The sequence below is a fragment of the bacterium SCSIO 12827 genome (assembly GCA_024397995.1).
Classification (GTDB): domain Bacteria; phylum Pseudomonadota; class Alphaproteobacteria; order Rhodospirillales; family Casp-alpha2; genus UBA1479.
The window spans coordinates 1,644,638-1,658,085 of sequence record CP073746.1 but is presented as its reverse complement, the minus strand read 5'-3'; the positions used below and the strand labels follow the sequence as shown (position 1 = coordinate 1,658,085).

The following is a 13,448-nucleotide window of genomic DNA, read 5'->3' as shown; positions in this document are numbered from 1 at the left end:
TATACAATCCAAAACATCCATCAACCGGCAAATCCCAGCATTCCGCGATTTTTTCAAATTCCGGTTGGAAATACAGCCCCCCTCTTACTTTGCCCCGGCCAACCCCCTGATATCGAAATTCCGCAATTCGGCTTGGATCGCCTGGCCGATATTGCCCGTCAGGTTCACCGTCAAGTCCACAGGTCGGCCTTCCTGGATCTTCGGATTCCTGCCCTGGACGTGAACCTGAATCTGCACGTCCTTTTGCGCGTCGCCGTCCAATGTCAGCGTCATGCCGTCAAACCGCAGGTCTTCCAGGATGTCGAGAACCATGTCCATTCGGCCACCTTCGGGAGTCTGACCGGGCACTAGCCGGGTCGGCGATTTGAACGCGAGCAACCCCTTACCCTGGGATGTCAAAAGGCCGCCCCGGATCGCCACCTCCCCGCCCTCTCCCAACTCGACGGGAATGCGGCCGGACAGTTTTCCTTCAGCCTTGAGACCTAGAATATTCATCTGCGCCGCCAAATCGCCGAGGCCCAACCCGTCCACATGCAAGGTCATGCGCTCGGGCGGCACACCGTCCCGGATGGCCATATCCTCGGCCCAAATCCGGCCGCCGATGCCGGCTAACTCCGCCCGTTCCACCTTTACGGAAGACGGCCCCAGAATCTGGAACCGCAAGCGCCCATCGGCGGCCGGCAATGCCGCGACCACCTGCTCGATCACGACTTCCTGGCCCGGCGGGGACACGGGTGGCCACAGATGGTCCAGTTGAACGCGTCCCGATATCCCCGTCGCCTGGGTGGGGCCTAATTGCAGGTTGCCGCCGGTCACGGCGACGATGCCCGTGCCCGCTGCCGGATCATCCGGCGGCAGGGAAAATTCCGCGGCCAGACTGGATAGTCCCGCGACAAATCCTTTGGCTGCCGGCGGCAACAGCGCGGGTGCGGGCGTGATGCCGGCACCGCGCAGACTGCCTGTAACCTGGATGGGGCGAAGGCCGGTCTTGTCCCACTCCGTTATCGCCGAGACCTGAACCATACCGGTGATGCTTTTAATGAAGGGGGTCAGCAGCGGCGTGATGACATGCACTCCGCCGTCGATCCCCGCCAGATTAAGCGGCACCATGTCGACGCGGCCGTTGCCGGCCTTCGTGCGCGTGTTCTCGTTCGCAGCAAAGCTCGCGATCAAGCCGGAGCGCGCCTGCCGCAACGTGCCCTCGACATCCCACTTGCGCGGGCTCCAACGGCCCTTGGCAGTCACGTCAAAGGGGGCCGCCGCCGTATGGCGCAGGGTCTTTGCCGCCGCCTGGAGATTCCAGGCGGTATTCGGCGCACCTTGACCGGTGGCTGTCAGACTCACGCCCTCGGCTTCGACATCCAGATCCGGAAAATGGGCATCCAGGCCCGCAAGGGTGAGCCGCACGTCCGGCGGCCCCGCTGGTGGGACCGTAACGGTCACCCCGCCCGTAACCCGCGCCGTGCGCAAAACCGCCATACGTCCACCGCTGCGCAGACCCAGGGACGGGCTTTCGACCTTGAAGGCGAAATCAGCCTTCCCCAGGTTTCCATCCGGCGCAAAGGTCACGCCGTCCTTGCGCGGGGACACCACCACCACCAAAGGCCCTGCAACCGATGCACCGCCCGCGGTGAATTTATCGATACTGACACGGACAGGCATCAGATCGGCCTTCGTGACCTTGAATGGATCAAGCGTCAGGGTTACCTGCCCCGGCACCATCGCCGTCACACCGCCCCCCAGGATGCGGCCCGCGACCGCCACCGGTTCCGTGATCGTCACGGTCGCCGAGTCGGCGTCCAGAGAAATGTCTGCTTTGGTCCGCACGGACCATGTGCCCGGCGCGGCGGGATGGGCGACTTCGGGAAGGGTCAATGATGCCTCCACGGACGGCAGGCGCGCAGGGTCGCCGGACAGCAAATCGGCCAACGGCCCCATCGTTCGGAGATCCACCGTTCCCTTGCCCGTCACGCTGTCGGGCAGCGGCAGGCGCGACAGGTCCGCCGCCGTGGCCCGCAGGCTGACCTCGGCCGCTGATGTGGCGTCGAAGGGCGTGCCCCCGGCCTTGCCGGACAGGGCCAGCCCCAGACCGTCGTCCGTCAGGTCTGCCGACAGCATCGCCTGCCCATCCGCAAGACGCGCCGAAAGGGTCCCTTCGGTCAGCAGCCCCCCGGGCAGAGCCAGACCGGATACCTCGACAATCCCCTCCCCGGTCAGGCCATCCAAACGCGCGGGATCACCGGCCAGACGCAGGCTGCCTTTGGCGGCGGATAAGGAGACAGGCCCTACAGCCCCCTCGGCATCCTCAATGATCAAGTCAAAGGCCAATCTGCCCGCCGCGTCCCGGCTGCCCGTCACCTGAACCGTGGCTTGACCGAAAGGATGAACAAAATCGATCGATGCCTGTTTCAACACCAGGCCGCCACCCGCCTGCGGCGCCAAGGTCACATCCATCAGGGACAGGGTCGTCGGCCCGCCCGCATGGGCGATGTCGATGAGGGTGTCGGTCAGGGCAATCTCGGGCAGGGCCGGTGCGCCGCCGCCCGCGCCGTCCCCGGCAAACAGCGGGGCCAAGTCGCCCCAATCGACGGCGCCGTCCATGACCGTCAGGGAAAGCTGCCCCCCTTCCAGCGATAGCGCGCCGACCTTTGGCGCGGTCCAACTGGGCCAAGTCAAATCCATACCAAGGCGGGCGATGCGCGCCGTGCCGGAGGGCCCGGTCGCCAGATTTCGGATATCCACCCGCCAAGGGGTCAGACGGGTGATCTCCAGGTTACTGCCGCCGAGGCCCATCTCTGCCAATTGCCCTCGCACCAATTTCTCGGCGATGGGCGCGCGGTTGACCGCGACCACGGCAATGCCAGCGGCCAATACTGCAACGACGGCCGCAGCCCACAGCACCTGGCGCCGCCATTTCGGCGCGGATGTGTCAGAAGGAATGGTTTCCGGTTGGTCCGCCACGTGATCCGATCCCCGTTGCTTCGGGGATCATAGCAAAGATCGCCTCTAAAGCGGGATGTTCCCGTGCTTCTTCCAAGGATTCTTCAAGTCCTTGTTCTTCAACATGCGGAGCGCCCGGCAAATCCGAGTCCGCGTGCCGTGGGGCATGATGACGTCGTCGATGAAGCCACGGCTGCCGGCGATGAAGGGATTGGCGAAACGGGTGCGGTATTCCTCGGTCCGGGCGGCGATTTTTTCCTCGTCGCCCAGATCGCCGCGGAAGATGATCTCGACCGCGCCCTTGGGCCCCATGACGGCGATTTCCGCCGTCGGCCAGGCATAATTGGCGTCGCCGCGCAGATGCTTGGACGACATCACATCATACGCCCCGCCATAGGCCTTGCGGGTGATGACCGTGACCTTGGGCACGGTGGCTTCCGCATAGGCGTACAGCAGCTTCGCCCCATGCTTGATGATGCCGCCGTATTCCTGCGCCGTGCCGGGCAAGAAGCCGGGCACGTCGACGAAGGTGACGAGGGGGATGTTGAAACTGTCGCAGAACCGCACGAAGCGCCCGGCCTTGGTCGCCGAGGCGATATCCAAACAGCCGGCCAGCACCATGGGCTGGTTGGCGACGATGCCGACGGTCGAGCCCTCCATGCGGGCGAAGCCGATCACGATGTTGCCCGCGTAATCGGGTTGCAGTTCGAAGAAATCGCCTTCGTCCACGACCTTCTCGATCAGCTCCTTCATGTCGTAGGGCTTGTTCGGATTATCGGGGATCAAGGTATCCAAGGACATTTCGACCCGGTCGTGGGGATCCGGCGTCGGCCGCACGGGCGGCTTTTCCTTGTTGTTGGCGGGCAGGAAATCGATGAAGCGGCGCAGGTACAGCAGCGCCTGCAGATCGTCGGTGAAGGCCTTGTCGGCGACGCCGGACTTGGTCGTATGGGTCGATGCCCCGCCCAGTTCCTCCTGCGTCACTTCCTCATGGGTCACCGTCTTCACCACGTCGGGACCGGTAACGAACATGTAGGACGAATCCTGCACCATGAAGATGAAGTCGGTCATGGCCGGGGAATAGACGGCGCCGCCCGCGCAGGGGCCCATGATGCAGGAAATCTGCGGCACCACGCCCGACGCCAGGACATTGCGCTGGAACACTTCTGCGTAACCGGCGAGTGAATCGACACCTTCCTGAATACGCGCCCCGCCGGAATCGTTGAGCCCGATCACCGGGGCACCGACCTTCATGGCCTGGTCCATGATCTTGCAGATCTTTTCCGCGTGGCTTTCCGACAGCGAGCCGCCGAACACGGTGAAATCCTGGCTGAACACGAAAATCAGACGGCCGTTGACCGTGCCGTAACCAGTGACCACGCCGTCGCCCGGCGTCGACTGCTCGGCCATGCCGAAATCCGTGCAGCGGTGTTCAACGAACATGTCCCATTCCTCGAAGGAGCCTGGGTCCAGCAGAACCTCGATACGTTCGCGGGCCGTCAGCTTGCCCTTGCCGTGCTGGGCGTCGATGCGCCGTTCGCCGCCGCCCATGCGGGCGCGTTCGCGTTTTTCTTCAAGCTGCCGGATAATGTCGTACATGGAATCGCGTCTCGCTGATGGTCGTTTCGCCGCGGGGTTCGGGAGGGGCCAAAGGATACTGTCGGGCCTTATGTTGCGCCAGCGAAAATACCGCCCCCCTTCCGTACCCACCATAATCGATGAATCACTGTTAATTTATCTGCATGGCCCGCCGTTAACCATCATGATATAAGCATTTCGCACCGTTCGCCGGGAACGTGTACGCGAATGGTTAATCAATAAATTCCGGGCCGAAAGAGCCCACTCATCAGGGTGAGTCGCGCGGTCGGGCTTAGTTTAAGGGAGCCTCGGGGACGCATGCCCGATTATAATCTTTCACGCCTGAACGTACTGGTCGTCGAGCAACATGCGCCGATGCGGCATCTGATTCGCAACATCCTGCACGAGTTCGGGATCGAAAACGTGCGCGACGCCGGCGACGAGAAGACCGCCTTCGAACTGTTCCAGGAATTTCCCGCTGATCTGGTGTTGACCGACTGGTCCCCGGGCCTCAACGGCATGTCGTTCCTCGACCGAATCCGCAAACACGCGGAAAGCCGCGACATGTTCGCGCCGGTCGTCATGATCACCGCCTTCACGGAACTGCATCAGGTGTGCAAGGCACGTGATGCCGGGATCAACGAATTCCTGGCCAAACCGTTTTCCGCCCATCTGATCTATTCGCGCATCAAATCGCTGATTGAAAACCCTCGCCTGTATGTCCGCGCCGACAGCTATTTCGGCCCTGACCGCCGCCGCCGGGCGCTGAACTACCGCGGTCGCGAACGCCGCGACGAGGCACCGACGGAACTGCCGACCCCACGCGGGCGGGCCGCCGCACCGTTGAATACCAGCGGCCCGGCACCGGGCAGCAACCCGATCTACAACTGATCCTGATTTGACGGGCTAGAGAAGGCTCAGGAAGGTTTCCGCCTGGGTGATTTCCGCCTGTAAAGCGCGCAGGCGGTCGAGGGATTCCTTGTCCTCCCCCCATTTTTCACTCTGATAGCTTTCATCGAGCTGCGACGCGGCGACCGCCGCCATGGCATCCAGCCGCCCCTGCACCAAAGCCAGACCGATTACCAAGGACCCCGCCGCCTGTGTGGCGGCAGCAAGCGCCGTCAGCCGGTAGGCATCCAGGCCGGAGACCGCACGGGCAAGGGCACCGACGGCCGCCTTGGGCTGATCCACGGGCACGATGCCCTCGGTCACCACAAGTGCTGCCCCCAAGTCATCCGCCGCCCAGGCCAGCAAAGGGTCCCAGTGATCGGCCTGAAGCTGCACCAGATCCGCCGGCGCCGTGGCCCGGTAGCACAGCAGATCCGTCTCACCATATCGGACGATGCGGTCCGCGACTTCGGCCTGCTGCGGCGCGATGCGGTCGATGGCGGTGAAAGCCAGCTGGGTCAACGGCATGGAGGCAGGCAGAATTTTTTCCGACTGAGCGTCCCATTCCGCCGCCACGGCCTCGGCCAGGGGGCGGCTCGGCACCGCAAGCTCGCGGGCAACCGGTGACTTCACCCGGCGACCGTCGAGCAATATCTGGAACGCCTCCCCTGCCCCACTTGCGTCGGCATCATCGACCGCAACCGAGGCGATCGTGACGTCGCGGTAGAACCGTTTCATATCGGGTTTCAGCATGGCGTGGATCCGGAGTGTTGAGCGGCGGTTACTTGCCGAGCAGGCCCTTGAGACCGCCCAAACCCTTTTCCAGGTTCTGCAAGGCGCCGCCGACGCCGGACTTGGGCTGTTCCTTTGGCTGCTGTTGGGCGGGTGCCGATTTGGCCGCTCCCTTCGACGGCGCCACCTGCTTGCCGGCCAGGGCCAGGGCACAGTAATCCGTGTCATCCGTGCTGGTCGCGCGATTGAACGCAGTTTGCGCCAATGCCGATAAACCGAAGGTCATGATGGCGGCCGCACCGCTGGCGACGTTGGATGCCACCCCCGTCACCAAGTCCGCCGGATTGACCTTGGGCGCAGGCTTGGCCAGGGTGCCGCGTATCGCGACCGGCACCATCGCCGCCGACAGCAGGCTGGTCTTTTTGGCCCGGGGCTCGAGCACCAGATTCAAGGTTTCGTCCCGCAGGTTGATACCGCCAACGCCGACCACGGAAAGCCCCCCTGTCTCGAGCACCAATGCCTTGGCGTTGGCGATGCCTTTCACAACATCGAAGTCAACGACGGCACAACGCAGATCCTTGTCGCCCTTGCTGTCGACCAACGGCAAGGCTGACAGGATATCGGCCGACGCGACGTTCAGCAGCGTGCTGTCGATCCGCCCCTTTTCCGAAACCACGCGCAGCTTGCCGTCCAACCCAGCCATGAGCTGGCGGACGCTTGTCCCCGTCCCCGTGATCTTGACCGTGACGTCGGCGGTGCCCTCGGCCACGGGCTTCTGGCCCATGGCGGCCGCCAACTTGCCGTAGTCCAATTTGGCGACGTTCAGATTGATGCCGAGCGGCGGCACGGCTTGGTCCGCACCCAGGGTGATCTCGCCGGAAATCACGCCGTCGGCAACAGTCGCCTGGAGAGGCTTCACGGTCAGGCGCCCGCCCTGCAACAGCACACCCAGGCGTAGACCGGTCACGTCCATTTTGTTCACGCGCAGACGGGCAGCAGCCAGATTGATGTCCGCATCGGCGGCCTTAAGTCCGTCCAACGGCAATGGGTCGGCCGGGAACAGGCGGCCGTCGGCAGCCGGAGGCGCCGGTTTGTCGTCGCCCTTGGGCGAAAGTTCGTCCAGGTCAAGTTGCGCCGATTGCAGATCCGCCGTAATTCGTGGCCGCGCCCCGCCCAGGTATAGTGCAGCGGTGCCCTTAAGGTCGCTCGCGCCAATCTTCATGTCCACGTCCTGAAGGCGGTATCCGCCGTCCTTATCGGCAACCCGCGCCGAAGCGGTCACGGCCGGCAACGGCGGCATCTCCACGCCCAGGCCCTTGGCAAGTCCGGAGGGGTCCTTGGCCGTCGCCGCGACCTGCAGGTCGATGCCCTGGGCCTTGATGGCGTCGGCGATCGATCCGGCGGCGGTCAGCGCCGTTTCCCCGGGCCGTCCCAAGGAAACCTTCAGATTGCTGACGCTGGGTTTGGCCGACGATCCGGTGATTGTCAGCGACACATCATAGGGGCCAAGGTCGGGCACCTTCACAGATGACAATTGGGGGGCGAGCTTGGCCGCCGTCGCCAGAGTTTCGGAAATGGAGGCCCCTTTGAGCGACAGCGTCACGGCCAAACCGGTCATGGACTTGGGGTCAGCGATGGCGCCGCGTACCGTCATGTCAGCACCCAAGGCCTGTGCCTTTAGGTCGAGCGGCATCTCGGCACCCGCCGTCAATTGCTGGATCGAGGCTATCGTGCCGGCAGCGGAAAAGTCCTCGCCGTTTACATCGCCTTGCAAGGCGATGCGCAGCGGGGCCTCAATCCCATCGGCCCCCAGGTCGAGGGACGGCAGGGTCAGACGCGTCTGTTCGCCCGTACGGCCGTCTCGGTAAGTGACGCGCAGATCCTTTATGCGAACCTTGCGAACGAGCGGCAGATTTCCGCTGCCGGAAGACGAGTCGGCAGAGGAGGACGACTTGCCGTCCGCCGCGCCGAACTGCCAGTTGCCTCGTCCCTGCTTATCCGTTTCAGCCAGCAGATCGAGCCCGATCAGAACCACACGTTTCACGTCCACTTTACTGGACAGCAAGGGGAGCAAGGCGACCTCGGCCTCCAGGCGCTTCAAGGTCACCATGTCGGGCCGTGAGCCCCAGGGCGCGTTGGCGAAGGTCACACCATCGACATAGAGCGACGGGGTCAGCGAAATATTGAGTTTCAGGTCGCCTGAGATTTTCAGGTCACGCCCCGTCGCCTTCTTCGCCTCTTCGGCGATGACGCCCTTGTAATCATTGAAGTCAAGGGAACTAAGCACCGCCACAGCGGCAACGACCACCGCGATCAGCAGCACGCCCAGGATCGAAATGGTCTTGAACAGCCGCTTCACGTTGATGCCTCCATAAGTTCATCCAGGCTGGGAACGAGGGCTTCAAAGCCGGGGATCACCCGGCGCGCACCCGCCGCCGTCAGCTCCTCCGCCTCATGATACCCCCAGGCGACCCCAATGGCGAGGACACCTGCATTATTCGACATCTCCACATCGAACGTGGTATCGCCGATCATCACCGTATTCCCGGGGTCGGCCCCGGCGTCCGCCATCGCGTTCAGCAGCATGCCCGGCGCGGGCTTCCCCGGCGCGCTGTCGGCGGTCTGCAAGGTCACGAAGCGGTTCTTCAGACCGTGGCGGTCCAAGGTCAGATCCAACCCCCGCCGCCCTTTGCCCGTGGCAATACCAAGCAGCCAACCCGCCGCCTCCAACGCATCGACAACGTTGTGGACGCCAGGGAACAAGGGATCATCAACCTGCCCGTTTCGGCGCAGGTCGGAAAAGGTATCGCGATAGGCATCCGCCAGTTTTTTCGCCATGCCGGGGTCCGTGCCCTCAGGGGCCAGAACCATCGCCGCCGTGGCCAGCGGCAGGCCGACCACGCGGCGGATATCACGAGGTTCGGGCAGCACCAGACCGCAGGCCCGGAACGCTGCCTGCATGGAGCGCACGATGCTGTCCTGTGAATCGACGAGCGTACCGTCGCAATCGAAAACGCAAAGCTTGATATTCATGGCGCCGTTCTATGCCACGGGATTATGACGCTGCAAGGACGCCTTTTTTCCAATCTCATACATCATGATGTAAAGGCCGGATATCCGGGCGATAAATCGCTTTTCACGATTGCACCGCTTGCTTCGCACGACATTATAGTCAATTCTGCATCCGACTGTTGACGAGGAGCACAAGCGGACGGGCCGGCGAGTTCGGTACGAAGAAATTTGTATGTACGGAACTCGATACACTGGAACGGACCGTCGGGGGGCATGGCGCGCCTAAGCAACAACAACCAACCCTCAATTTCATTGGAAGGAAATACGACTATGAACATCCTGAACAGATTTGCTGTTTTGGGACTTACCGGTGCGTTGGTCGCTGCTTGCGCCAGCATGGACGGCGACACCGCGACGACGACCAAGGCCGATGCCAAGCCCGCCGCGGCCAAGGCTGCTGAAAAGAAGACCAAACCGGACCAGAAGTACGTGATATACTTCGATTTCGGCAAAGCAAGTATGAATGAAGAGGGGACGACGGTTGCCTACAAGCTGATGGCAGACACCATGAGCGGCTACAAGGCCGTTCTGCTGACAGGGCATACCGATACGGCCGGTGATAAAAACTACAACCGGAAACTGTCGGAAAAGCGTGTCGAAAACGTGAAGCAGGTCTTCTCGGAAATCGGCATTGATCCGAACAAGATCATCACTCAGTTCTTTGGTGAAGACGAGCCCGCCGAAAAGACGGCGGACGGCGTCAAGAACGACAAAAACCGTCGGGTTGAAGTCGTTCTGAAGTTTTAGGTCGTCGGTTCAAGTAGCCGCCGGCCGGGGGGAGTGAGGTCCACGCCTAAGCAATATGAACCCAACTCTCAACCTTGGAAGGAAATACCGAAATGAAATTCCTGAACAGATTGGCTGTTCTGGGACTGACCGGCGCATTGGTCGCCGCCTGTTCCAGCATCGACCTGGACGCCACGAAGAAGATGTCGCTTTCGGGCGACAACTTCCAAAAGGCGTTGTTCAAGGAGTATGTCGACCTTGCGCGTTCTGAAGACGAGCAAGCCGATAGCCGGTCGGCGGTCTACTACAATACTCGGGCCAAGATGGCGGCCGCTGGTAAGGACACGGGTCCGCAGGACCTGAAGGATCGCAAGATCCCCTCCGGCGCAACCGCCGATCTTACGGCTGCCCGCAAGAAACTGACCGACGCCCTTGCCGCCGGTGCCGGAAAAACGGCGCCGGAAAAGGCGGCACGGGCCCAGGCCATGTTTGACTGCTGGATGGAACAGCAGGAAGAAAACGACCAACCCAAAGACATCGCGGCCTGCCGCAGCGCCTTTGAGGAAGCCATGAAGGGTCTGGGCGGCGCCAAGACTGCCAAGAAACCCATGCCTGGCAAGGAATTCATCATCTACTTCGACTTCAACAAAGCGACATTGAACGAAGCGGCGACCGCGGTCGCCTATCAGGTGATGGCGGAATCCATTTCCGGTTACAAGTCGATCATGCTGACCGGCCATGCCGATACGGCAGGCGATAAGAACTACAATCGCAAACTGTCGGAAAAGCGGGTCAATGCCGTGAAGAATGCCTTCACGGAAATCGGCCTGGATCCGGCGAAAACCATCGTCCAATTCTTCGGTGAGGATGCACCGGCCGAAAAGACGGCCGACGGTGTCAAGAATGAGAAAAACCGCCGGGTAACGATCGTCCTGATGCAATAGGACCGGCGTTCTTCGGAACCATCTCAGGGGGCGGCGCTGCAAGGCGCCGCCCCTTCTCGTTGGAAACAACCAACACCCTCCCCCCGGGTCGGCAGCGGACAAAAAAAAGCCGCTCAACGGAGCGGCTTTAAGTTTCGAGGGTGAGCCGCCGCAAATCGATTTGATCTGCGACGGTACGGTGAATTCTTAAACACAGCGGACCTGCCCAACCTATCCCAGGCCCGCCACACCCTGGGGAACCGCCAATGGCTGCCACCCCGGATGATTAAATCCATGGTGAAGTTTCGGCGATCAAGCTGACCGCTACCTGACAAATCGGTACATTATTGAGAATCTTGAGGTAGATGGCTTAGCGAGCAGGGAATTTGACGCAGAAATCCGTGCCCCCGCCGGGCGGTTCCCCGATTTCGACCTTGGCGCCATGGGCGTCGACAATCCGCTTAACGATGGCCAGCCCCAGACCTGCGCCGTCCCCACGCCGGTCCGCGCGATCGAATCGGTCGAAGATCGTCGCACGGCGTTCCTTCGGCACGCCCGCCCCCCCATCGATCACGTGGATCGCCGGCTCGTCTGTGATAGGTACCGTGACCGTGGATCGCGGCGGCGCGTAGCGCACGGCGTTTTCCACCAGATTGCGAACCGCCTGTTCCAGCGCCGGGGAAGAGCCGCGCACGATTACCGGCGCGTCGGCCAGAACCTCGATCAGACGATCTTCGAGAATCGCGATGGGCGCCAAATGGGTCGCCACGTTGGTGCAGACGTCGCGTAGGTCCGCCTCTTCCTCAGACCCCGGGCGGAACAGCTCGTAACGCGCAAAAGAAAGCATCTGGGACACCAGGCGGGTCATACCATCCACCTCGTCACGCAGGACTGCGGCTGCGGCCTCGTCTTTCAAGGTATCCAGCTTCGTGCGCAAGACCGCAAGCGGGGTCCTGAGCTCATGAGCAACATCGGCGACGAACGCACGCTGGCGCTCTTCCTGTTCGGCGCGGATGCGCTCGGCGCGGTAGATTTCCGTCACATCGCGGGCGGTGCCCCGAATCCCGGAAAAGCGCCCGCTGTCCGGATCAAAAAACGGCAAACCGCTGGTCAGAAGACGCCTTTGTTCGCCTTCGGCATCCTTGGCCACGAAGGCGACGTCACGGAACGGCTTGCGGATATCGAGCGCAATATGATTGCCTGCGTCATCGACGAATTCGCCCAGTTCCTCGAACCGCATGCCTTCAAGCTGAAGCGGCACATATCCCATGACTTCAAAGGCATGTTCGGAAACATAGGCCAGGCGAAAATCCGCATCGGTCTCCCACACCAGGTCCGATACCAGGCGGGTGACGTCTTCCAACCGCGTCAGGGCTTCTGCCGCGCGCGTTTCGGGATCAGCGGATAGAGAGGGCCAGCTGCGCGGTTTACGCTCACGCATTTCGCCGGGTAGCCGACTGAATCTGGCGGATCGCCGCCAAATAGCCTGTATTCCGGCGCCAAGTCTTCAGAACGGCTGCGGCGGCCTCACGGCTCATGTCCTCGTAAATCCAGATCACGTCCGCCAAGGCTTCATCGATGCGGTCACTGCGACGCGCGCGAACCAATTGTGAATAGCGGAAAATCTGGGCGAACTCGTCCTTGGTCAGCCCCACTGCCTTGCAGCAGATCGCCATACCCTCGCCGCCCGGCTCGAACAGAATGCGTTTGGCCAGATACTCGCGGATACCCGTGAGACGCGAGAACAGGGCCAGGAACAGCGACACCTCGCCCTGGCTCAACGCGGTGATCAACGTCTCAGGCGTGACCAGCCCCTCGCGGTCCAGATTGGCCGCCAACTCATTGGCCTTCAGCCCGTTTGTCTGATCGGGCTGCACCCCGCCTTCCTGAGACGCAATCTGTTCCAGAAGATCGTCGACCACCGACTGGTCGAGTTTGAAATTCTTCAAGATGAATTCGCGCAGCGCCGCCGTCACCCACATGAACATGCGCTGCGCCAATTCAGGGCGCAGTTCCTCACGATGCAGGATCGGTTCCTGGAAGGTATCGACGCGCTTCGACTGTTCCACCAGATATTCCATGGTGCTTTGCGAAATCTTCGCGTTCTCGTTCTTAAGCAAGGTCACGACCACGCGTTCGTTGCCGGTTTCGACCAATGCCTGCGACACAGCCTCGCTGATGTTCTGGCGAATGGCGACGGCAAGCTGATGTTCCAGCGTGCGATGCCGGATGATCTCGATCAGATCGGAATCCTTGAGCAGCCCGGATTCCGTGAGAACCGGATAGGCGACCTCGATCTCGTCATTGGCGAGAATACGGATCAGGTCCTCGGGCACGTCACCCAATCCCGCCAATTGCTGGGCAACGCCCCGGCGCACGGACATCTCGATCTCACGTACGACGCTACGCAGAATGCCGAACATCAGGGCCCGTTCACGGTCCGTCAGGGCATCCCCCTTATTTTCGAACAGATCCATGATCGTTTCGGTCAATTTCGCCCGGCCCATGGTCGACTTTTCGCGCGCGAGGTTCAGAAGAAACTCGTGGTCTACCGTCGGTTCGCCGTTTTCTTTGTTTTCGTTCATTTCA

Annotated in this window: 10 protein-coding genes; 3 read left to right on the top strand and 7 right to left on the bottom strand. The window is 61.9% G+C overall.

Annotated features, from left to right (window positions below):
- Window positions 1-84: 84 nt before the first annotated feature.
- Window positions 85-2,961 (bottom strand): YdbH domain-containing protein, encoded by a 2,877-nt coding sequence (locus tag KFF05_07720; GenBank protein ID UTW53228.1) that lies wholly within the window; start codon window positions 2,959-2,961, stop codon window positions 85-87.
- Window positions 2,962-3,006: 45 nt separating this feature from the next.
- Complete coding sequence (locus KFF05_07715; protein UTW53227.1) at window positions 3,007-4,539, bottom strand: acyl-CoA carboxylase subunit beta; 1,533 nt, start codon at window positions 4,537-4,539, stop codon at window positions 3,007-3,009.
- 297 nt (window positions 4,540-4,836) lie between these two features.
- On the opposite strand from KFF05_07715, the gene KFF05_07710 reads away from it, so the two are divergent.
- The gene (locus KFF05_07710; protein UTW53226.1) at window positions 4,837-5,409 is read left to right on the top strand and encodes a response regulator; all 573 of its coding nucleotides are present in this window, start codon (window positions 4,837-4,839) and stop codon (window positions 5,407-5,409) included.
- Between the two features lie 15 nt (window positions 5,410-5,424).
- Here KFF05_07710 and KFF05_07705 read toward each other — a convergent pair whose 3' ends face one another.
- From KFF05_07705 to KFF05_07695, 3 genes are read right to left on the bottom strand one after another with little or no spacing between them, the layout of a single operon-like run.
- A complete protein-coding gene (locus KFF05_07705; protein ID UTW53621.1) occupies window positions 5,425-6,144 on the bottom strand; it encodes an ATPase in 720 nt (239 codons plus the stop codon).
- 43 nt (window positions 6,145-6,187) lie between these two features.
- Window positions 6,188-8,497, bottom strand: coding sequence for an AsmA family protein (locus tag KFF05_07700; GenBank protein UTW53225.1), 2,310 nt, complete (start codon window positions 8,495-8,497; stop codon window positions 6,188-6,190).
- Window positions 8,494-9,171: an HAD-IA family hydrolase gene (locus KFF05_07695; protein UTW53224.1), complete on the bottom strand. Its 678-nt coding sequence runs from the start codon at window positions 9,169-9,171 to the stop codon at window positions 8,494-8,496. The genes KFF05_07700 and KFF05_07695 overlap by 4 nt, the downstream gene beginning before the upstream one ends.
- A gap of 309 nt (window positions 9,172-9,480) precedes the next feature.
- On the opposite strand from KFF05_07695, the gene KFF05_07690 reads away from it, so the two are divergent.
- Window positions 9,481-9,957 carry an OmpA family protein gene (locus KFF05_07690; GenBank protein UTW53223.1) on the top strand — a complete coding sequence of 159 codons (477 nt, stop codon included), beginning with the start codon at window positions 9,481-9,483 and terminating at the stop codon, window positions 9,955-9,957.
- A 92-nt stretch (window positions 9,958-10,049) separates the two neighbouring features.
- The gene (locus tag KFF05_07685; protein ID UTW53222.1) at window positions 10,050-10,880 is read left to right on the top strand and encodes an OmpA family protein; all 831 of its coding nucleotides are present in this window, start codon (window positions 10,050-10,052) and stop codon (window positions 10,878-10,880) included.
- Between the two features lie 349 nt (window positions 10,881-11,229).
- Here the strand turns inward: KFF05_07685 and KFF05_07680 are convergent, their stop codons facing one another.
- Together KFF05_07680 and KFF05_07675 are read right to left on the bottom strand one after the other, a co-directional pair.
- Window positions 11,230-12,300: a PAS domain-containing sensor histidine kinase gene (locus tag KFF05_07680; GenBank protein ID UTW53221.1), complete on the bottom strand. Its 1,071-nt coding sequence runs from the start codon at window positions 12,298-12,300 to the stop codon at window positions 11,230-11,232.
- Complete coding sequence (locus KFF05_07675; GenBank protein ID UTW53220.1) at window positions 12,293-13,444, bottom strand: DUF2336 domain-containing protein; 1,152 nt, start codon at window positions 13,442-13,444, stop codon at window positions 12,293-12,295. The genes KFF05_07680 and KFF05_07675 overlap by 8 nt, the downstream gene beginning before the upstream one ends.
- Window positions 13,445-13,448: the final 4 nt, after the last annotated feature.